The 18,985-nt window shown below is 69.0% G+C and carries 20 protein-coding genes; 9 read left to right on the plus strand and 11 right to left on the minus strand.

What is annotated here, in order from left to right:
- The first annotated feature begins 79 nt into the window (after positions 1-79).
- Both pyrI and Hbl1158_RS11655 read left to right on the plus strand, forming a co-directional pair.
- On the plus strand, positions 80-550 hold the full coding sequence (gene pyrI, locus Hbl1158_RS11650) for an aspartate carbamoyltransferase regulatory subunit (protein WP_234297421.1): 471 nt from the start codon (positions 80-82) through the stop codon (positions 548-550).
- 295 nt (positions 551-845) lie between these two features.
- Complete coding sequence (locus Hbl1158_RS11655) at positions 846-1,697, plus strand: hypothetical protein (protein WP_234297422.1); 852 nt, start codon at positions 846-848, stop codon at positions 1,695-1,697.
- 190 nt (positions 1,698-1,887) lie between these two features.
- Here Hbl1158_RS11655 and Hbl1158_RS17185 read toward each other — a convergent pair whose 3' ends face one another.
- Positions 1,888-2,013, minus strand: coding sequence for a hypothetical protein (locus Hbl1158_RS17185; RefSeq protein WP_255764080.1), 126 nt, complete (start codon positions 2,011-2,013; stop codon positions 1,888-1,890).
- A 74-nt stretch (positions 2,014-2,087) separates the two neighbouring features.
- Between Hbl1158_RS17185 and Hbl1158_RS11660 the strand changes: the two genes are divergently transcribed.
- The 4 genes from Hbl1158_RS11660 to Hbl1158_RS11675 all read left to right on the plus strand — a co-directional run bounded on the left by Hbl1158_RS11660 (position 2,088) and on the right by Hbl1158_RS11675 (position 5,695).
- The gene (locus Hbl1158_RS11660; protein ID WP_234297423.1) at positions 2,088-2,444 is read left to right on the plus strand and encodes a hypothetical protein; all 357 of its coding nucleotides are present in this window, start codon (positions 2,088-2,090) and stop codon (positions 2,442-2,444) included.
- 31 nt (positions 2,445-2,475) lie between these two features.
- Positions 2,476-3,882, plus strand: a complete 1,407-nt coding sequence (locus Hbl1158_RS11665; protein ID WP_234297424.1) for an HAD family hydrolase — start codon at positions 2,476-2,478, stop codon at positions 3,880-3,882.
- A 156-nt stretch (positions 3,883-4,038) separates the two neighbouring features.
- Positions 4,039-5,223, plus strand: a complete 1,185-nt coding sequence (locus Hbl1158_RS11670) for a cell division protein (protein WP_234297425.1) — start codon at positions 4,039-4,041, stop codon at positions 5,221-5,223.
- 136 nt (positions 5,224-5,359) lie between these two features.
- Positions 5,360-5,695 (plus strand): hypothetical protein, encoded by a 336-nt coding sequence (locus tag Hbl1158_RS11675; RefSeq protein ID WP_234299524.1) that lies wholly within the window; start codon positions 5,360-5,362, stop codon positions 5,693-5,695.
- A gap of 108 nt (positions 5,696-5,803) precedes the next feature.
- Here Hbl1158_RS11675 and Hbl1158_RS11680 read toward each other — a convergent pair whose 3' ends face one another.
- The 6 genes from Hbl1158_RS11680 to Hbl1158_RS11705 form a co-directional block, all read right to left on the minus strand.
- Positions 5,804-7,144 (minus strand): hypothetical protein, encoded by a 1,341-nt coding sequence (locus tag Hbl1158_RS11680; protein ID WP_234297426.1) that lies wholly within the window; start codon positions 7,142-7,144, stop codon positions 5,804-5,806.
- A 2-nt stretch (positions 7,145-7,146) separates the two neighbouring features.
- Positions 7,147-7,794, minus strand: a complete 648-nt coding sequence (locus tag Hbl1158_RS11685) for a hypothetical protein (RefSeq protein WP_234297427.1) — start codon at positions 7,792-7,794, stop codon at positions 7,147-7,149.
- Complete coding sequence (locus tag Hbl1158_RS11690) at positions 7,795-8,316, minus strand: signal peptidase I (RefSeq protein ID WP_234297428.1); 522 nt, start codon at positions 8,314-8,316, stop codon at positions 7,795-7,797. It lies immediately after the preceding gene.
- Between the two features lie 49 nt (positions 8,317-8,365).
- Positions 8,366-9,397, minus strand: a complete 1,032-nt coding sequence (locus Hbl1158_RS11695; RefSeq protein ID WP_234297429.1) for a TasA family protein — start codon at positions 9,395-9,397, stop codon at positions 8,366-8,368.
- An 82-nt stretch (positions 9,398-9,479) separates the two neighbouring features.
- Positions 9,480-10,649 carry a TasA family protein gene (locus Hbl1158_RS11700; protein WP_234297430.1) on the minus strand — a complete coding sequence of 390 codons (1,170 nt, stop codon included), beginning with the start codon at positions 10,647-10,649 and terminating at the stop codon, positions 9,480-9,482.
- 15 nt (positions 10,650-10,664) lie between these two features.
- Complete coding sequence (locus tag Hbl1158_RS11705; protein ID WP_234297431.1) at positions 10,665-11,885, minus strand: TasA family protein; 1,221 nt, start codon at positions 11,883-11,885, stop codon at positions 10,665-10,667.
- Positions 11,886-12,342: 457 nt separating this feature from the next.
- Between Hbl1158_RS11705 and Hbl1158_RS11710 the strand changes: the two genes are divergently transcribed.
- Together Hbl1158_RS11710 and Hbl1158_RS11715 are read left to right on the plus strand one after the other, a co-directional pair.
- Positions 12,343-12,801, plus strand: coding sequence for a hypothetical protein (locus tag Hbl1158_RS11710; protein WP_234297432.1), 459 nt, complete (start codon positions 12,343-12,345; stop codon positions 12,799-12,801).
- A 151-nt stretch (positions 12,802-12,952) separates the two neighbouring features.
- Entirely contained in the window at positions 12,953-14,191 is a 1,239-nt protein-coding gene (locus tag Hbl1158_RS11715; RefSeq protein ID WP_234297433.1) for a mandelate racemase/muconate lactonizing enzyme family protein, read from the plus strand.
- Positions 14,192-14,282: 91 nt separating this feature from the next.
- Here Hbl1158_RS11715 and Hbl1158_RS11720 read toward each other — a convergent pair whose 3' ends face one another.
- Positions 14,283-15,392 carry an ATP-binding protein gene (locus tag Hbl1158_RS11720; protein ID WP_234297434.1) on the minus strand — a complete coding sequence of 370 codons (1,110 nt, stop codon included), beginning with the start codon at positions 15,390-15,392 and terminating at the stop codon, positions 14,283-14,285.
- 177 nt (positions 15,393-15,569) lie between these two features.
- On the opposite strand from Hbl1158_RS11720, the gene Hbl1158_RS11725 reads away from it, so the two are divergent.
- Positions 15,570-16,559, plus strand: coding sequence for an acetamidase/formamidase family protein (locus Hbl1158_RS11725; RefSeq protein ID WP_234297435.1), 990 nt, complete (start codon positions 15,570-15,572; stop codon positions 16,557-16,559).
- On the opposite strand, the gene Hbl1158_RS11730 is transcribed toward Hbl1158_RS11725, so the two are convergent.
- The 3 genes from Hbl1158_RS11730 to Hbl1158_RS11740 all read right to left on the minus strand — a co-directional run bounded on the left by Hbl1158_RS11730 (position 16,517) and on the right by Hbl1158_RS11740 (position 18,922).
- Positions 16,517-17,170: a hypothetical protein gene (locus tag Hbl1158_RS11730; protein WP_234297436.1), complete on the minus strand. Its 654-nt coding sequence runs from the start codon at positions 17,168-17,170 to the stop codon at positions 16,517-16,519. The two genes, Hbl1158_RS11725 and Hbl1158_RS11730, sit on opposite strands and share 43 nt — an antisense overlap.
- Complete coding sequence (locus Hbl1158_RS11735) at positions 17,160-18,239, minus strand: DUF3179 domain-containing protein (protein WP_234297437.1); 1,080 nt, start codon at positions 18,237-18,239, stop codon at positions 17,160-17,162. The genes Hbl1158_RS11730 and Hbl1158_RS11735 overlap by 11 nt, the downstream gene beginning before the upstream one ends.
- A gap of 98 nt (positions 18,240-18,337) precedes the next feature.
- Positions 18,338-18,922, minus strand: coding sequence for an MOSC domain-containing protein (locus tag Hbl1158_RS11740; protein ID WP_234299525.1), 585 nt, complete (start codon positions 18,920-18,922; stop codon positions 18,338-18,340).
- Between the last annotated feature and the right edge of the window lie 63 nt (positions 18,923-18,985).

Here is an 18,985-nt window from a genome sequence, read left to right on the forward strand (position 1 = left end):
GCGACGGCGACAGCGACAGCGACCGCTACGGCGACGACGAGGACGACGGTCCCGCCGCGGCCGACGGAGGTGAGTCGCGATGAGCGACGCCCCCGACCGGGAGCTTCGCGTCTCGAAGATCCGCGACGGCACGGTCATCGACCACGTCGCCGGCGGGCAGGCCCTGAACGTCCTCGCGGTGCTCGGGATCGACGGCGACGAGGGACTGGGCGTCTCCATCGGCATGAACGTCCCCTCGGACAAACTCGGTAAGAAGGACGTGGTGAAAGTCGAGGGGCGCGAACTGAGCCAGGGAGAGGTCGACATCATCTCGCTGCTCGCGCCGGAGGCGACCGTCAACATCGTTCGGGAGTTCGCGGTGGTCGAGAAGAACCGCGTCGAGCGTCCCGAGCGCGTCGTCGGCCTGCTTGAGTGCCCCAACCACAACTGCATCACGAACGCCGACGAGCCCGTCGAGTCCGCCTTCGAGGTCGTCGAGGACGGCGTCCGCTGCGAGTTCTGCGGAGAGATCGTCCGCGAGGACATCGGCGACCACCTCGCGGTCCACTAACGTCGAGACCGATCGGAGCGACCGACCGGCTTCCGCCGGTGGGTCCCCCGCGGTCGGAAACGATTAGTGCCCGCCCGGAGAACGGACGCCCATGTCCGGAAAGTCCAAGCTGGTCGTGTTGTTCGGCGTCGTCGTCCTCCTGTACGTGCTGTTCAGCTCCGACACCGAACCGGTCGAGGTCGAAGTCGAGAGCGAGGAGTAGCGACCCCCTCCCCCGCTCGCCGGTATCGCCCGTCCGACCGCCCCGCGACCGTTTCTTCGAAACACGTACCCACACGAGCGACCAAGCACGGCCATGACCGCGTACGGCGTCGTCACGCGCAACGCCGAGGAGGTGGAGTGGACCGAGTTCGATCTGGGCTTCTACGAGGTGAAGGACGTGACCGGTCGCTCGGCGGAACCGCTCGCGACGGCCGTGAACATGGTGTCGTGTTTCGGCGACACCGCCGCCGCCGAGTCGAACCCCGATCTCGTCCCGGTCGACGGCGAGGGTCGCCCCGCCACCCGCGACCGCACCTACTTCGACTGGGCCTACATCTGTCCCACCCACGAGGAGTACCGCCGCGGGCTGCTGGAGATCGTCGACGACTGCGCGGCCGTCAACGGGGACGTTCGCCTCGACGACGTGGGGTTCCCTCGACAGGGCTACTGCCGGTGTGACCGGTGTGAACGACGGTTCGGAGACAGCGATCACGACGACTGGGAGGCGTGGCGCGCCGAAGTCATCACCGAGTTCGTCGCCGACGCGGCCGACAGGATCCCCGGCCGCGTCTACCTCACGCTGTACCCGGACCCGTACCCCGGGCACCTGCACGAGCGCGCCGGCCTCGACCTGGAGGCGCTGGCCGAGCACGTCGACGAGTTCGTCGTTCCGCTGTACGACACCCACTACGGGACGACCTACTGGCTGGAGACGATCGCGAAGGGATTCGAGAGTCGGCTTTCGGACCTCGACGTGACGTTCTCCGTCGAGCTGTACGCCGTGGACGTGGACATCGACGACCTGAACCACGCCGCCGAGGTCGCCGCCGAGTACGGGGAGGACGTGTTCTTCGGCTACGACGCGAGCCAGGCCGTGGCGGCCCTTCGGCGGTTGAAGGCCGACGAGCGCGAGGGGAGAGAGTACGGGGCGAGCGAGGACGGGTGAGGAGCGGAGTGAGGAACGAGTCCTCGGGTGGGCGGCAAAGCGGTCCTCGTGCCGCTCCGCCCACGAAGAGCGAGAACGACGACCGGTAGCGAGGCGGACTCGGGCGGTGGTGAGGTGGTCGCGGGCGGTGGTGAGGGGGTCGCGGGCGATCCAGAGAGCCCGTATCGGCATGCGTCGTCCGGGTAGCTGACTACCCGAGCGGCCCGTACGACAGCGCCCAGATCACGACGATCGCGAGGGAGAACACGATCGCGGCGATCCCTCCGAGCACGAACAACAGACGTCCAGTCTCGCGTTTCTGCCCTGCGTCTGCCATACCGCTCACACGGCCTGCGGGCACATATGTCCCTCGGCGGGCCGTTTTTGTCGGTCGAGTCCTCGACGGCCGTCGTGTCCGAGTCGTCGCCGCCGCCGTCGATGCTCCACCCCGAAGACCGGCCCGACCCCGCCGACGAGACCGGCCCGTGGGCCGCGCTCGCGCTCGGGGGGACGCTCGCGTGGGTCGCGCTCGTCGCCGTCGAGTCGACGTACCTCGCCTCGGGGAGTTCCCCCTGGGCGCTCGTCCGGAGCGCGTACACGCTGATCCTGGCCCCCGGAGTCGCCGCGGTCCTCCTGCAGGACGCCCGGGTCAGAGACGCGACCGTCGGCGGGATCGGCGTCGTCCGATGGCTGTACGCGGCGGTCGCGCTCGGGTTCCCGCCGGTGTCGGTGGCGTACTTCACGCATCAGTATTCGCGGCGCGAGTGATCCTTTTGGGGCGTCCCCCTGTATCCTCGGTATGACCCGCTACGATCGCCTCTACGAACTGTACGCGGAGTTCGACACGGAGACGCTTCGCGCGTACCGCGAGTTCGTGGACCTGTTCCCGCCGCTGGACTCCCGTGTCGCGCTCGACCGATGGGACGAGGCCAACGCGGAGTTGTTCCAGCGCCGGGCCCGGATAGAACGGACGTTCATGCTCGAGACGGACACCGACCGCGACGACAACGTCGACCGCGACGCTGACCGCAACAGCAACGTCGACCGCGACCGTGACGCTGACCGCGACGGCAACGCTGACCGCGACAGCAACGTCGACCGCGACGGCGACACCGACCGCGCCGACAGCGAGATCGGGGGTGCGGCGCTGGCGGAGGTAGCGTCGATGGCCGACCGCGAGGCGGCGTTCACGGCGCTGGACCTCCACGGGAAGTACGGTCGCGCGCCGAACGCGCTCGTGCTCGACGTGGACGAGACGCTGCGCTCGGCCGGCGACACGGACAACGAGATCCCCCGCGAGACGCTCCACCTGCTCACCGAGTTCGCCGAGCGCGACGTGCCGCTGGTGATCTGCACCGGGCAGACCCTCGAGAACGTCAAGGGGTTTCTCATCCAGGGGCTCGGGAACGAACTCGTCCACTCGGGCGACGTGTCGGTCGTGTACGAGGCCGGCGCGGGCGTGTTCACGCCCGGCAACGGCGCGGACACCAAGCGCCTGCTGTACGAGGGGCTCGACGACGACGTGCGCGGCGTCGTCGACGACGTCCGTGGGAGCGTGCTCCGCGAGGCCCCCGAGGGCGTCCGACGCGGCTGTCACCTCCAGGGCAACGAGTTCAACGTCACGCTCAAGCCCAACTACGAGACCGGCAGCGACGACGCGGAGGCCGTGATCGACGACGCGATGGTCCACCTCCTGGGGCTGGTGGGGGAGGCGGTCGCCGCGCGCGTCGACGGCCTCGAGAACGGCCCCGCGGCCGCCCGGGCGTTCTACGGCGACGCCGACCCGGAGATCGCGGCCGCGGTCCGCCGGGCCGGGGCGGGCGTCCCCGAGTCGGTTCCGGCGGCGGCCGTCCCGCTGTTCGAGCGGATCGAGGTGGCGCTGTACCGCGCCGACGCGGCGGAGTTGGCCGCCGGCGACCTCCACAAGGCCGCCGGCGTCGAGGCGTCGCTGGACGTGCTCGGCATCGCCGAGCCGTTCGTCTGCGTGATGGGCGACTCCAAGTCCGACCTGCGGGTGATGGAGTGGGCCGCCGACCGCGACGCCGGCGTCGCCGCCGCGCCCGAGCACGCCTCCGAGCGCGTGCTCGAGCACGTCCGCGCGAGCGACGACCTCGTGTTCGCGCCCGGCGACGCGGCGGGCGTCCTCCGGACGGTGTACGCCTGGCGCTGTCTCGCCGGCGCGAACGGCGACGCGCGCGGCGAGTGAGTCGCCGGCGGGGAGAAACGCCGGCATACACCGAGGCCTCGGCCGGTCGACCGGTCCGCTCGGGACCGCGGGCGCAACGGTGCCGTAGTGCGGTAACGTGATCGTGTGGCGCGTACGGAGAGTATTACAAACCGTCGCGGGTCCGGGGGCCGACGCATGGAAGTCACGGCCATCGGCGTCGGGAACGGCGGGAGCAAGATCGTCGACGCGTTGGTGACGGTCGACGAGGAGGTCGGTCGCGGCGTCGTCGCCGACGCGTACGCGCTCAACACGGCCGAGTCCGACTTCCGGGCGCTGGATCACCTGCCCGAATCGAACCGACTTCTGCTCACCTCGCCGGAGATGCGCCCGTCGGGAACGGGGAACAAGCCCGAGTTGGGCGCGGACCTGCTGGGAGAGAATCTAACGCTCGTGAAGAACGCGATCGCGTCCGCGCCGTGGCACGCGACCGACGCCCTGGTCGTGGTGGCCGCGCTGGGCGGCGGCACCGGGAGCGGCGGAGCCCCGATCCTGGCCGATCACCTGCGGGCGTGGTACGACGTGCCGGTGTTCGGGCTCGGGGTCCTCCCGAACGAGCGGGGCCACATGGAACTCAACGCCGCCCGCTCGTTCATGGAGTTCGGCCAGGCGACGGACAACCTGTTTCTCGTCGACAACGCGGTGTACCTCTCGCCCGACGAGTCGATCCGCGAGAACTACGGCCGGATCAACCGCGACATCGCCCGCAAGTGGGTGACGTTCCTGAGCGCCGGCGAGCGAGCCCCAGACAGCGCCGAGATGTACGTCGACGTCGCCGACCTGTTCGCAGTCCTGGAGATGGGCGGCGTCTCCGTGCTCGGATACGCCTCCCGCGAGATCGACGAGCGCCACGACGGCCTCTTGGACCGGTTCCGGACGAACGGGCAACCGGTGGAGCGCGACCGGGCGACGCGCGCGCTCGTCGACACAGTCAAGACCGCCTCGCGGAGCCTCACGATGGACGTCGACCCGGAGACCGCCGAGGGCGTCGCGCTGCTCGTGACCGGTCCCGCCGACCGACTGACCCAGCGCGGCATCGACGAGTCGCGGCAGTTCCTGCAGGACCTCACCGGCGCACAGCGGATCGCCCACGGCGACGACCCTCGCGAGGGCGCGCGAGAGGTCTCGGCGGCGGTGCTGTTCTCGAACGTCGGCGCTGCCCGGCGGATCGACGAGCTGAAACAGCGCGGAAAGGAGGCGAAACGCGAGATGGAACGACGGCGCGAGGAGCGCGCTCGCAAGCAACAGGAGCTGTTCAGCGACCCCGACGGGGAGCTGGGCTCGGTGACCGGGTCGGAGCGACCGCGCCCCGAGGACGGCTGAGTCGCCCCGGCGACGCGGGACGAAAGGGGGATGCGTCGACCGGCGTCTCCGCATCCGGCGGGGTTTTATGCGCGGGGGTTGATCCGCCCCCATGTCTCGGGACGGGGAGGAACGTCGCGACGACGACCCTGGAACGATGGGGTCACTCGCCTCGTTCGATCCGGGTGAGTTCTCCCGGCTGTGGTTTCTCGCGACGCTCACCTACGGTGTCGGCGACATCGTGACGACGCTCGCGCTCATCGGCTACTCCGACCGGATTCGAGAGGCGAACGCGCTCGTCGCCGCCGCCGTCAACGCCTTTGGGGAGTTCGGCCTCGTCGGACTCAAGCTTGCCGTCTTTGGCGTCTGTCTCGGCATCAGCCTCGCCAGCGCCCGCGCCGGCGACCGTCTCGGCTACTACCTCCCCCCCGCAGTCCTCGCGGTCGTCGGGGCATTCACCACCGCGCTGAACCTTCGTCTGCTGGTCGGGTGATCATCCCGTACCGGAGGCACCGAGCGCGCGTGCGCGGCCGAGGCCGTCCGAGCGATCGAGCCTTTGCAACCGAGCGACCGCGTGCAACCGATCCGACGCGTCCAGCGATCAGGCCGTTCCGTCGACGGTTAGGGTCGCCCGGAGATCGAATGTCACGACATCGGTCATGATCTCGTTGCCGGCCGACCGCGGCACGCGCCACTCCACAATTACGGTTCGTTCTCGGCCGGCCTGGAGATCAACGGAGCCCAGAGCGTCGCCGACAGTAGTGTAAGCAATGAACTCATCGGGGCCACCGACGAGGTACGTTCGGCCGCCGTCAGCGTCCGGCGTCGTCACGGAGACCCGAACCGAAAGCTGGCGGCGAAGCTCAACGACGCCCGCGCGGTCGACCGGGCGCTCCGGCTCGGCCAGCCCGTTCTCCGCGGCCGATCGGTTCTCGAACGCGAGTTCGAGGACACCGTCCGCGTCTCCCGGGTTACGGACCGTCAAACGACGTTCGGTGACCACGCCCGGCGCAGCGTCGTCGACGGTGAGTCCCCGGGAGGTCCGCGTCGACGTTTCGAGGTTGACTGGGCCGGTGTTGACCACCTCGAACGAGTAGGTGGCCACGCGGTTCACCTCGCCGACCGGACTCCCGTCCGCGAAGAACACGGCCGTTACCGCGACCGACCCCGTCCGGGTCACGGTCGATCCGTTCTCAGGGTTGTCGAGCGCCGAAGCGTTCGCCGCGTCGACGTAGGTGAACGACGACCGATCCAGCGCCGACGCCAACGTCGCGCTCCCGTCGACCGTCCTCGTCGCGCCCCTGTCGATTTCGACCCAGTTGCCGTCCGGCGTCCGGGCGCTGACGACGAACACGACCGAGTCGACCTCACCGGTCCAGGTCGCCCGCGCGGTCACTACCCCCTCGACGGAGCTGACCGACCCCGTCGGGTTTCGGACGTCCGACGGCGACGAGGCCGACAGCGACATCGTCGGTGACAGCGCCGGGGCGTCGTTCCCGCCGCCGGCGTCGCTCCCGGTGTCACCGTCGGGTTCGCCCGACTCGCCGTCGGTGTCGCTGCCGTCGCCGTCACGGTCGGACGAGTCCGTCGCGTTTGCGGTCCCCGTCGCCGTCAACGGCCCCGGCGTGGCGGTCGTCGCCGACGCGGTCGCGGTCGTCGTCCCCGTCGTCTCCGTTATTCCGTTATTGTCGTCCACCATACCGTCGTCGCCGTCGGCCGTCTCCGCGTCGGGGGCGGACGTGGACGTTGCCGGCGGCGTCACCGTCACCGGCGGGGGGGATGGGCTCTCGGACGGCGTCGCCGAGACGGAATCCGTCGAGTCCTCTAGGGGCGTGAACCCGAGTTCGGGCCCGACGAGGCCCAGTCCCGCGCCGCTGAACGCCAGGAGCGCGACGAGCGCGATGAGGACCGTTCGTCTAGTGATCCGCACGCCGCCGCGCACCGTCAGTCACCTCCGAGTCCGAGGCGGCCGAGTGGATCTGGATCCCACGGAGGGACCGGCGGTTCCGACGCGACGGCCGGCGGCGAATCAGCCGGGTCTTCCGCCGGCCCGCCGGCGAGCGCGCTCGCCCCGTCGCCGTCGTCCGTTTCGTTGCCCGAGACGGGTGGCGTCGCCGTCTCCGTGTCGTTCGGTGTTGCCGTCTCTGTCGGAGTTCCTGTCTCGTTCGGTGTCGCCGTCTCTGTCGGAGTCTCTGTCTCGTTCGGTGTCGCCGTCTCTGTCGGAGTCTCTGTCTCGTTCGGTGTCGCCGTCTCTGTCGGAGTCTCTGTCTCGTTCGGTGTCGCCGTCTCTGTCGGAGTCTCTGTCTCGTTCGGTGTCGCTGTCTCCGTGGGTGTCTCTGCTTCCTTCGGCGTCGACCCGTTCGATGTCGTCTCCGACTCGTTCGGCGGCGGCGTCACGGTGGCTGTCGGCGTCGCGGAGCCGGTGGCGGTCCTCCCGGGCGAGTCGATGCCGTCGGTGCCAGCAGCCTCGACATCGACGGTCACGGGCTCGGAGTCAGAGAGGGCTGCGTCGGTACCGCCGGATGGGACGACGACCATGGCGGCCGCGATCAGAAGCGCCGCGATCGCGACGGCCCGAAGCGCTCCGGCCATTCAGTCGTCACCTCCGTCTCCCGACGTGTCGGCGGTCGCATCGCGGTAGAGGTCGTACACCTCGCCGACCGCGAGCAGGACCGACGGGACGATGACGAACGCGACGATACCGAGGTCCGAGCTCCCGAACGAGATCACGTGCCCGATCAGCGGGATGTGAAACGCGACGACGCCGACGACGTTGTCGGGCGGCACCGGGGCGGGGTCGGGTTCCTCGTTCGCGTCGCCTTTGGTTCGGAACCGCCGCTCGCCGTCGTCGACGACCTCGACGACGCGGTGGGTGATGAGTTGGCTCCCCCCGGGGCGTTCGTAGGTGATCACGTCGCCCTCGCCGATCGTGGCGGGATCGGCGTCGTCGACGATCACGACGTCGCCCGCGCGGATTTCCGGCGACATGCTGTCCGAGAGCACGACGTACGAGTGGCTCGCGCCCGCCGCCTGGGGGACCGCGAAGACGGCGAAGGGCGCGACGGCGACGATCAGCAGTATCGCTCCGATCGTCCGCGCGGCGTCGCGGTTCATTCGTCTCTTCCCTCCGGCGTCGTCAGTTCCGTGTCGAGTCGTGCGTGTGTCACGTGTACACCTCCGGGACCAGCGTGAGACGGGCGGACTCGCCGGCGACCTCGTCGTCGGGGTCATCCTCGACCGACCACGCGACGTACAACACCGCCGTGTCGTCGCCGTCGCCCGCTCCGGCCGGCGCGAGCGTGCGATCGAGGTCGACGGTTCGGGGAGCGTCGATCGATCCAGCCTCGGCGGGACCGATCGCCGGCGACGACGCGTCCACGGGTTCGCTGTCGTCGACGCCGATTCGGAGGGTCAACGCCTCCGCGAGTCCGTCGCCGTCCTCCCCGTTCGAGCCGCCTCCGGCACACGGCGAGGGATTCTCCCACGTACGGCCGCCGACGGTCACGGAGACGACCCGGCCACCCCTCGGCGTGAAGGCAAACGTCGGGCGTGTTCCGTCCGACCCCTCGTCGTTTCCGTCTCCCTTCCCTTTCGACTTGCCCGTTCCGCTCCCGCGGTTCACGTCGTCCGCTCGCACCTTCCGTTGGACCGCTTCGTCGTCGCCGCCGCGGCGAACCGTCGCGACCACGTCGACTGGGAACGAGAAGTCTCGGTCGAAGGTGATTTCGACTCGACCACATCCGTCGAACTCGATTCGGTGGACCCCATCGCCTCGAGACGAGTCGCCGTCATCGCCATCATTCTCCTCGTCGATCTCATTCCCGTCGTCTTCATCGCTGTCTACGTCCTCTTTCGACTTGTTTCCCTCTCTTTCATCGTCGTTCTCGTCCCCCTGCGAGAGGACAACGTCGCGAAGAGTCAGTCTGAGTTGTCCGGGGACGTTGCCCCGATTCGCGATCGGAATCGCGGCAACCCCGGAATCACCGGGGTCGACCGGGCCGACGTCGAGGGTCGCGCCCGACCCGCCGTCGACGACCAGATCGAGCGTGCCCGCCGTGACCCGTCCGCGAGTCGGTTCGGAATCGGAAAACAGCGCCCACGTCCCGACGCCGGCGGCGGCGCTGGCGGCCCCGACGGCCGCGATGCTCGACAGCAGTCGGCGTCGGCCGAGCGTCGGCGTGTCCTCGCGTGTCATGTGGTCGGTCGCGTCCGCGATGGCCCATCGACGGAATCGAACCGCCGCGAGACACCAGTATGGACCGTCGTCGTGGGAGCGCTCAGTCGGGCGTCATCACCAGCGGGATGAACGTCTCCGTTCCGTCCGCCAGCGTCACGTCGAGCGTGACGCGGACCGGTTCGTCGGTCATGTCCTCCTTGTTCCCGCTGCGATTGCGGAACGCGTAGAGGTTGACCGTGGCCGTCTCACCCGCCGGGAGGACGGCCTCCCGGTCGGCGCTGTCGGTCCGACCGTCGTCGCCGAGGTCGACCCACCCCGGCACCGCGAACTCACCGCTGCCGCCGTCGACCCAGCCGTCGGTGCCGGCCGAAGGTGTCTCGACGTGCACGTCCGAGTCGTACGTGAACTCGTCGTAGCTCGTCCCGCCGACTCGGTCGCTAACGAGCGTCAGGTCGGTGTCCTCGGGCTGGATGTGGACGGCCGTGACGGTCGCCTCCTGCCCCAGCGAGTTGGTGTAGTCGAAGCGAACGCCGGCGTCGTTGGTGTCCGCGTCGCGACCGACGGCGCTGGCGTCGACCTCGGTGGTCTCCGGGAGCGTGATCTGCCCGGGCTCCTGGGTGAGGGCGAACCCGGCTTCGATCTCCACGCTGTCGCTTTGGATCTCGTTGCCGGCGTTGAACACCCGGTAGTCAGTCACGAACTCGATCGACTGCCCGGAGGACAGTTCCAGTCCTCCAAGGTCGTACGGACCGAGCCGAATCGCCGCCGCCAAGACGTAGCCGTCGTCGCCGTCGACCGGCTCGTGGCCGATCACGTAGCGGTCGGAGCCGTCGACGACGAGCTTCGCGCGGATCTCCAGGTTCTGTGCGAGTTCACCCGTGTGCGACCCGCCGGCGTCGGGACCGAGCGGATCCGTCTCCTGGGGCGCGTCGCTCTCGGGGTCGTTGACGCCGTTCTCCGGCGTTCGAAAGCCCGTGATTCCGAACGTCAGATACCCCGGAAGCGACCCGGCGTTGGTGAGCGTCGTCGAGTCGCGGCCGGTCTCCTCGGGCACGACGTTCGACACGTCGATGACCGCGTTCGAGCCGCTCCCGTTCACCGTCAGGTCGAGCGTGCCCGCCTGCACCGTGTTGTTCGTGCTGGTCTCCTCGTCGCTGAACAGCGCCACCGTCCCCGCACCCGCGGCTGCCGACGCCGCGCCCATCGTCACGAGGCCGCCGAGCACCCCGCGGCGGGAGAGCTCGAACGAGCGACCGGGGTCGTCGCGCATCGGTGGTGTTCCCGTCTACAGCACACTCTGTCCGCTGTTCTGTGCGAGCCCGAACGTGAACTGGATGTCGACACCGTCGCCCTGGAAGTCGTTGCCCGCGAGCCGGTCGAGTTCGAACTGCGCTTCGAACCTGCTCGTTCCGCTGAGCGATGCGAGAGAGTCGAACTTGCCACGGCTGGCAATGTCGTCCAGGGAGACGGGCCGGAACTCGTAGCTCGTTCCGTTCACGACGAGGTTGTCGTAGTACGTCTCGATGGTATCACCGCCACCAGTCGTACCACGTCCGAACCCAACTGCCTCGATCGTTCCGTCCAGGTCGGATGAGAGTCCACCACTACTGGGATCCGAATACGTGGTATCACTCGGAGCGACCTCAAACCAGTTGAAGTTCTCTCCCGGGATACCCATTGCGCCTGCGATCTCCGCACCCACGTCACGGGTCTCCCACTGTTGCGATGCCGGGGAATCAGTATTTCCGGTGGTGTACACGAGGCGATTCGTTCCCCCGGAGTCGTTCACCACCACGTACACCTCGTCCGGTGCATTGGAGTTCCCTGCACCGCCGTAGTAGTCGAACGTGATATCTCCGGCGGAGATACCGTTGATGTTCGTGCTGGGCACACTCCTCATCGAGATAGCGTAGTCGTCCGTCGAACTCCCGTTGGAGGTCGCGAGCACGACGTCCTCCCGGGATCCGCCCGCCGGATCCGGGACACGGGAGAGTTGCACGTCCGAGACTCCGTCACCTCCGATGTCGATAACTGCTGCTCCCTCCGGTTCGGAGGTGAACGTTTGGAACGCGCTCGGGCCCAGCCCGATTCCGTCTCCAGCGTAGTCAAGCGTCGAGACGAACAGCCGCTCTGCGAACTCCTCGGCCGTGACGTTCGCCGAGAGGCTTCCGTCGCTGGGCTCGGATCCGTCGTTCTGACTGTAATCGACGGACACCTCGACGTGATCACCGGAAACCGTACCGGCGTTGCTGAGGTCGATTTGAATAGGGTTCGTAGAACCACCGGGTGCGAGGTCGGTAGCTGAGGCGTTGAAGCTCTGAGTGCTGGTAGTGGTCAGATTCAGCGTCCCCGCCTGCACGCTGTTCCCACCGCTCGTCTCGGTGTCGCTGAACAGGGCGAACGTTCCCGCGCCCGCACCCGCGGAGGCCACACCGACCGTGCCGAGCGCACCGAGCACCCGGCGGCGATTCAGTTCGATCGTCGAGCCGCTGTTGTCGTCGGACATTGGTTGCACACCGCGCGGCACCTCGCCGCGCACATGATAGGGCAGGGTCTCGGGGGTACTATTCATGATTCGATTACACGTCTGTATCGATGGGCATACACGATCGAACGCTCCGGGAGAACGCTGTATCGCCGACCATACAGACTGTATTGCAGTGCTTACAGCCGGATCGTGGTCGGTGTTTCGCCGGCACTTCTTTGACAGGATGCGGATGCATTGCCGGGTCCATATATTTCAATAGAAATATATTCTAAAACAAAGTCAGACGGATGGCAACCGAGAGACAAGTTTAATGAATGGACAATGAAACTACTATGCGATGTCAACAGGTGTGAGGGGGTCATCGAATTCGGCCGGACCGACAGGGCCGGGGGACGACGAATCCGCGAGACTCACACAAACCGAGGCGTTCGAGTTACTCGGCAACGACCGGCGTCGGTACGCGCTCCATCACCTGATGGACGTCGAGAGCGCCGAGATCGGCGAGCTCGCCGAGCACGTCGCCGCCTGGGAGAACGGTGTCGACCCGGCGGAAGTCGACTCGACACAGCGGCGACGCGCGTACGTCTCGCTCCACCAGACACACCTCCCCAGACTGGACGACGCGGGGGTGCTCACCTACGAGTCTACACGCGAGGAGATCGAGCTCACCGAGACCGGCGAGAACCTCAGCGTCTACATGGACGTGGTCCCCGGAGACGACATCCCGTGGAGCGAGTTCTACCTCGGACTGGCGGGCTTTTCGGCCGCGCTCATGACCGTCGCTTGGCTGAACTACTATCCCTTCTCGATCGGTCCCGACGCCGCCTACGGGCTCGGGATCGTCGCGCTGTTCGCCGTGACCAGCCTCGTTCACGTCGTCCGCGCGCGACGGACACGCCTCGGCACCGGCGACGCTCCGCCGACCACACGGTAGCCCGGGGCTTACACGGCAACGTTGAACCCCTCCCTCGGTGTCCGTCTCAGCCGACTGTACATCGAGAGCGATCTGTCTCCCTCATCGTCGACGATCCCGTCGACTTGAGGGTTCTCACAACCTTTACACCGATTCGAGTAAACGACTCAGTATGAGCAGGAACTACGACTCGCTGCACGATCCCAACGCGGAGTACACGATGCGGGAGCTCTCCGGGGAGACGATGGGCGTGGCGGCGAAGCGCGGCGGCGGCCGCGACGTGGAGATCACGGACGTGCAATGCACGATGGTCGACGGCAACTTCCCGTGGACGCTCGTGCGCGTGTACACCGACGCGGGCGTCGTCGGCACCGGCGAGGCGTACTGGGGCGCGGGCGTTCCCGAACTCATCGAGCGCATGAAGCCGATGATCGTCGGCGAGAACCCCCTCGACATCGACCGGCTGTACGAGCACCTCATCCAGAAGATGTCCGGCGAGGGGTCCGTCGAGGGCGTCACCGTCACCGCAATCTCGGGCATCGAGATCGCGCTGCACGACCTGGCGGGCAAGATCCTGGAGGTCCCGGCCTACCAGCTGCTGGGCGGGAAGTACCGCGACGAGATGCGCGTCTACTGCGACTGCCACACCGAGTCGGAGGCCGACCCCGAGGCGTGCGCCGACGAGGCCGAACGCGTCGTCGACGAGCTGGGCTACGACGCCCTCAAGTTCGACCTCGACGTGCCGTCGGGCCACCAGAAGGACCGCGCGAACCGCCACCTCCGGCCGGGCGAGATCCGCCACAAGGCCGAGATCGTCGAGCGAGTCACCGAGCGCGTGAAGGACAGAGCCGACGTGGCGTTCGACTGCCATTGGACGTTCTCGGGCGGTTCCGCGAAGCGCCTCGCGGACGCCATCGAGGAGTACGACGTGTGGTGGCTGGAGGACCCCGTCCCGCCCGAGAACCTCGACGTGCAGGAGGAAGTCACGAAGTCGACGGTCACGCCGATCACCGTCGGCGAGAACAGGTACAGGGTCACCGAGGAGCGCCGCCTCATCGAGAACCAGGCGGTCGACATCATCGCGCCCGATCTCCCGAAGGTCGGCGGGATGCGCGAGACCCGCAAGATCGCTGACGTGGCGAACCAGTACTACGTCCCGGTCGCGATGCACAACGTCTCCTCGCCGGTCGCGACGGTCGCGAGCGCCCACGTCGGCGCGGCGATCCCGAACTCGCTGGCCGTCGAGTACCACTCCTACGAACTCGGGTGGTGGGAGGACCTCGTCGAGGAGGACGTGATCGAGGACGGCTACATCACCATCCCCGAGGAGCCCGGTCTGGGCGTCACGCTCGACATGGACGCCGTCGAGGCGCACATGGTCGACGGCGAGACCCTGTTTGACGAGGCGTAAGCCGAAGTCAAACTCGAAAATCTCCGATTTTCGTAGTTCGATCCGGCGTAGGCGGATCGAACTCACGGCCCAAAGCGCCGGGGGATTCGACTCAGTCCGTCGCCTCGGCGGCCGGCAGCGACATCGTCACCTGCCCGCCGCCCGTCGCCTCCGACTCGACGGCGAGTCGGCCGCCGTAGTGCTCGACGATCCACTTGGTGAGCCACAAACCGAGCCCGTCGCTGTGGTCGAGTTGCGTCTCAGTACGGTCCTCGTTGATCAGTTCCCGCTCCAGTTCGGGGAGACCGTCGCCGTCGTCGCGGACCGCGATTCGGACGACGTCCCCCCGGCGCTCCCCGCGAACGGTCACGCGGGGGGACTCGCCCGCGTGTTCGAGCGCGTTCTCGATCAACTCCGCCAGCGCCGTGTCGAGGTGATCCCCGGCGGCGACCCGGAGGTCGTCGTCGACCTCGACCGTGAGGCTAGCGTCCGGGTAGTCGCTCTCCCACCGCTGGCGACCGTCCTCGAGGAGGTCCGTCACGTCCACGGTGCGACGCTCGTCGCCGTCGTCGAGCAGGTCGTCGATGACCCCGATGCGCTCGTTCGTCTCGGCCAGTTCCGAGCCGACCTCCATGACCGCGTCACCGACCGCAGCCAGGTCCGTCGAGGTACCGCCGTCGGCGACGGCGGCATCGTCGGCGTCCTCGCGGGCCGCCGCGGTCTCTGTGACCTGTCGGCCGTAGCCGAGCAGCAACTGCGCGTAGTGTTTCAGGTCGTGCCTGACGAACCGATTCACGACCGCGGCCTTCCGTCGCTGTCTGGCGACCGTCCGAGCGCGGATCCGGCGCACGTCGTTGAACCCGATCAGGACGTGCGCGAACGCGCTCACGCCAACGACGACGCCCGCGGTCAACAGCGGCGCTGTGACGCGACCACCGCTTGCGGCCTGGAACGCCGCCACGAGCCCGAGTACGGCGATCGTGACGACGACGCCCAGCGTGTTCCAGCCGGCGACGCGGAGGAGGTGGTCCGAGTCCACGTCCGTCCGGTACATCGCGGGGCCGCCCGCGGCGAAGGCGACGCCGAGCACGAGCGTCGCGCCGGCGACGAGGGAACCGGCGACGCCCGAGACGCCGAGCCACAGCTGTCGTGCGGCGACGGCGACCAGTCCGACGCCGGTCGCGGTGACGATCGCCGCCGCGGTGATCCGTCCGGTGTCCATGCGCGGTGCGAGCCGATCGACGGGTAAAACCGCGCCGGTCGGAGTATCAGCGTCGAGAACGGCCGACTCGTCGGGAGCGGCCGCCTCGACGCGGCGGACGGGTCCGTTCCGACCGGGTACCGGTGCTGTCGACCGGAGGGCTCGTGTTTTTGGGGTGTGCGATTGTACGGTGGTATCATGCCACAGCACGGCCGCGACGACGACGACTACACCGTCGACCACCGGCTCTCGGACGCCGACCGCAACATCCACTCGGCGTGGGACAACTCGCTGGAGCCGGCGCTGACCGTCGAGGACGGCGACGTGGTCCGGTTCGAGTGCCGCGACGCCGTCGACCGCCAGGTCGACGTGGAGACGACCGCCGAGGACGTGATGGACGTGAGTTTCGATCCGGTCCACCCCCTGACGGGACCGGTGTACGTCGAGGACGCCGAACCCGGCGACGTGCTCGAGGTGGAACTGCTCGACCTCCAGCACAAGGGCTGGGGCTACAACCTCTACTTCCCGGGCGAGATGGAACTGGGCCTGCTCCCCGAGGACTTCGACGAGCCCGGCATCCACATCTGGGACCTCGAAGGCGACGTGGGCACGTTCGTGAACGGCATCGAGGTCCCGCTGGACCCGTTCCCGGGAACGATCGGCAACGCCCCCGCCGAGGACGGCGCACACGACACGCTCCCGCCTCGCGACGCGGGCGGCAACATGGACGTGAAACACATGACGGCCGGCTCGACGGTCTACCTCCCGGTGGAAGTGGACGGCGCGATGTTCTCGACGGGCGACTGCCACGCCGCACAGGGCGACGGCGAGGTGTGTGTCACCGGCATCGAGGCCCCGATGTTCGTCACCGCCCGGTTCAACGTCCGAAAGGACATGGACATCGAACAGCCCGAACTCGCCACCTCCGGGCCGTTCACGGCCACAGGCGTCGACGAGCCGATGTACGCGACGACGGGCATCGACTCCGACCTCATGGAGGCGACCAAGAAGGCCACCCGGCACATGATCACCCACCTCTCCGAGCACCGCGGACTGACCCGCGGGGAGGCGTACCTGCTGTGCTCGGCGGCGATGGACCTGAAGGTCAGCGAGGTCGTCGACGCGCCCAACTGGACGGTGACCGCCTACATTCCCGAGAGCATCTTCCCGGACGACGACGGCGACTGAACGTCCAGCCGCCAGGCAGCCCACAGGAGCGAGATGACGAGCAGAGCCGCAGCGACGGGACGAAGCCACGCCACGGCCGTCAGCGCGGCGCTCGACGCCTGCAGTCCGAGCACGATGAACACCAGCGGGCCGCAGCAGGCGGTGCCGGAGAGCAGCGCCGGGACCCCCGCTGCGACCCCCGACGCCGGCGAGACCGAACAGACTCTCGGGCGACGCCACGCCAGCGCCGACAGCGCGAGGTTCGCTCCCACGAGACCCCCGAGAGCGCCCGCAACGGAGAGGGTCGCCGGCGCGAGCAACGTCTCGACCGGACCGACGGTCACGAGCGCGACGGCCTCGCCCGACAACGTCCGGGAGAGCGGTGCGGCCGCGAGCGTCACGTCGACCGCGGGCGTGTCGCCGCCCGCGACCGCCGACCGGGAGCCTCCGAGGTCGCCGGCGGCGACGAGGTAGGCGAGTACGTACAGCACCGCCGACGCGACGCCGACCGCGACGGCGACGCGGTCGCCGAGGGCGGCCGAAAGCGCCCGCCGCGTCCGGCCGGTCGCCTCGACCGCCACCGCCAGCGGCGACGGGACCGACTCGCCGCCGTCGTCGGTCTCACTCGACATACTCGACCTCGGGGTAGAAGCCGCCCACCGCGTGCCACATCGCGTCGAATCCGTACACTCGCTCCAGCGGGAGGTCGGCCGCCGGGTGCGCCTCGCCGTCGACTCGAACGCGGCCGTCGCCGTCGCCGGCCGCCACGTCCGCGCCGTCGGTTCGGTAGGCCCACGCCGTGTCCAGGTCCGGGTCGTGGACGGCGACGACCGCGCCGTCGGCGCTCGCGAGGTGGCCGCGCTCGCGCAGCGCCGGGTCGTCGAACGCCAGCGCGCGGTCGGCGGTCCGGACGCCGAACACGACGCGTTTCGCGTCGGCTCCCGTCTCCTCCCACGCGTCGCCGAGCGGGTCGAACAGCGGTCCCCCGCCGCCGTAGTAGCCGCTTGTCGGGTTGTAGTTGCCGTAGGGGTCCGAGCCGTATCGCTTCGCGTACCCGGTGTCCTCGGTCATGACGAGGGTGTCCGGGTGGGCCGCCCGCCACCGGTCCCAGGTGGTCCACACGAGGCGGAACTCGCGGAGCTGATCGCCCTCCATCGACCCGTCCACGGCGGTCGCGAGCACCTGCGGCCACCGGGAGTCGGTCGCCCGGTCGTACATGACGAGGTTGTTGTTCACGAGCCGACCCGAGACGCCGAAGGTGGTGGTCCCCCGCTCGAACCCCATCGCGGTGCCCGTGAGCGGACAGTAGGTGACGGCGACGGGCGTCCCGTCGAGCACGTCGTTCGTTATCTCGTGCCAGACGAGCACGTGCTGGGGGTACGCCTTCACGTCATCCTCGCCGGCGTAGCCGAACACGACGTCGTCGCCGGCCAGCGAGACCTCCGCCGCCGGCGCGAACTGCGGGTCGTCGACCGAGGGGATGCCGTCCTCGTCGGGTCCGCCGTCGACGGTCGCCTCGCGGACCGCCGAACGGTCCCACGGCTGGTACAGCGGCGCGTCGCGCGTCGGCGGTCCCTCCCCGCCGACCGCGGACGATCCCCCGCCGCTCTCGAGGACGCCGCCGGTGCACCCCGACAGCGCCGCCGCGCCGCCGATCCCGGCCGCTCGGAGCAGGGTCCTGCGCGTGGGATCTGGTGACATAGGATCCGGTACGTCGACCACGGGGAAAGCGGTGGCTCGGTCGTGCGATCCGGTCGCACGGTGTCGGCGACGCCCCGGCGACCGCCTCCGAGCCCGTGTCAGCCCCCGAGTGCATCACGGAGACGGTCGACGATCTTCCGCCCCTCCGAACGGGAATCGCCCTCCACGACGGTGAGGCCGTCGCCGACGGCGACCGCCCCGGGTTCGACCACCTCCGCACAGATCCCGCCGCGTCGGTTCCGGAGGGCCGCCGCGACGCCGTCCTCGCCGGCGACCGCCTCGACGTGCGCACAGGGTGGTCGCGGACGGGTGCCACGCAAGAGCGCGCCGGTACCGTCGTCGCTGCCGCGGGTGCTGTCGCCGCCGGGGGCTCCATCGCTGGCGGGGGTACCGTCGTTGGCAGGCGTACCGTCGCCGGTGGAAGTGTCGTCGCGAGGGACGTCGCCGAGGCGGAACGTCGCGCCCAGCAGGTCGTCGAGGTCGACGCCGCGGACGACGACGTTGCGCCGGTGGCGGCCGTCCGCGAGGTCGATCCCGGTCTCCGCGCGGATCGTCTCCAGCGCCTCGGCGGCGACGAGCGTCACCTCGCACACGTCGAACGGCGAGTAGTACCCCCGCCCGGTCAGGTAGCGGTCCCCCTCGACGCCGCCCTCGACGAGGCGGACGCGGTCGTGCTCGACCATCGGAGCCGAGTCCTCGGGGGCGGTGAACAGCGCCTCGACGCGTGGGGTCACGACTGATCGCCC

The sequence above is a fragment of the Halobaculum sp. CBA1158 genome (assembly GCF_021431925.1).
GTDB lineage: Archaea > Halobacteriota > Halobacteria > Halobacteriales > Haloferacaceae > Halobaculum.

What these genes read in the sequence shown, in the direction of transcription:
- Hbl1158_RS11720 (WP_234297434.1), bottom strand. Translation starts at nt 15,392, where the DNA reads ATGGACACCGGACGGATCACCGCGGCGGCGATCGTCACCGCGACCGGC.
- Hbl1158_RS11725 (WP_234297435.1), top strand. Translation starts at nt 15,570, where the DNA reads ATGCCACAGCACGGCCGCGACGACGACGACTACACCGTCGACCACCGG.
- Hbl1158_RS11740 (WP_234299525.1), bottom strand. Translation starts at nt 18,922, where the DNA reads ATGGTCGAGCACGACCGCGTCCGCCTCGTCGAGGGCGGCGTCGAGGGG.
- Hbl1158_RS11715 (WP_234297433.1), top strand. Translation starts at nt 12,953, where the DNA reads ATGAGCAGGAACTACGACTCGCTGCACGATCCCAACGCGGAGTACACG.
- Hbl1158_RS17185 (WP_255764080.1), bottom strand. Translation starts at nt 2,013, where the DNA reads ATGGCAGACGCAGGGCAGAAACGCGAGACTGGACGTCTGTTGTTCGTG.
- pyrI (WP_234297421.1), top strand. Translation starts at nt 80, where the DNA reads ATGAGCGACGCCCCCGACCGGGAGCTTCGCGTCTCGAAGATCCGCGAC.
- Hbl1158_RS11690 (WP_234297428.1), bottom strand. Translation starts at nt 8,316, where the DNA reads ATGAACCGCGACGCCGCGCGGACGATCGGAGCGATACTGCTGATCGTC.
- Hbl1158_RS11700 (WP_234297430.1), bottom strand. Translation starts at nt 10,649, where the DNA reads ATGCGCGACGACCCCGGTCGCTCGTTCGAGCTCTCCCGCCGCGGGGTG.
- Hbl1158_RS11730 (WP_234297436.1), bottom strand. Translation starts at nt 17,170, where the DNA reads ATGTCGAGTGAGACCGACGACGGCGGCGAGTCGGTCCCGTCGCCGCTG.
- Hbl1158_RS11695 (WP_234297429.1), bottom strand. Translation starts at nt 9,397, where the DNA reads ATGACACGCGAGGACACGCCGACGCTCGGCCGACGCCGACTGCTGTCG.
- Hbl1158_RS11710 (WP_234297432.1), top strand. Translation starts at nt 12,343, where the DNA reads ATGGACGTCGAGAGCGCCGAGATCGGCGAGCTCGCCGAGCACGTCGCC.
- Hbl1158_RS11685 (WP_234297427.1), bottom strand. Translation starts at nt 7,794, where the DNA reads ATGGCCGGAGCGCTTCGGGCCGTCGCGATCGCGGCGCTTCTGATCGCG.
- Hbl1158_RS11655 (WP_234297422.1), top strand. Translation starts at nt 846, where the DNA reads ATGACCGCGTACGGCGTCGTCACGCGCAACGCCGAGGAGGTGGAGTGG.
- Hbl1158_RS11665 (WP_234297424.1), top strand. Translation starts at nt 2,476, where the DNA reads ATGACCCGCTACGATCGCCTCTACGAACTGTACGCGGAGTTCGACACG.
- Hbl1158_RS11705 (WP_234297431.1), bottom strand. Translation starts at nt 11,885, where the DNA reads ATGTCCGACGACAACAGCGGCTCGACGATCGAACTGAATCGCCGCCGG.
- Hbl1158_RS11735 (WP_234297437.1), bottom strand. Translation starts at nt 18,239, where the DNA reads ATGTCACCAGATCCCACGCGCAGGACCCTGCTCCGAGCGGCCGGGATC.
- Hbl1158_RS11670 (WP_234297425.1), top strand. Translation starts at nt 4,039, where the DNA reads ATGGAAGTCACGGCCATCGGCGTCGGGAACGGCGGGAGCAAGATCGTC.
- Hbl1158_RS11675 (WP_234299524.1), top strand. Translation starts at nt 5,360, where the DNA reads ATGGGGTCACTCGCCTCGTTCGATCCGGGTGAGTTCTCCCGGCTGTGG.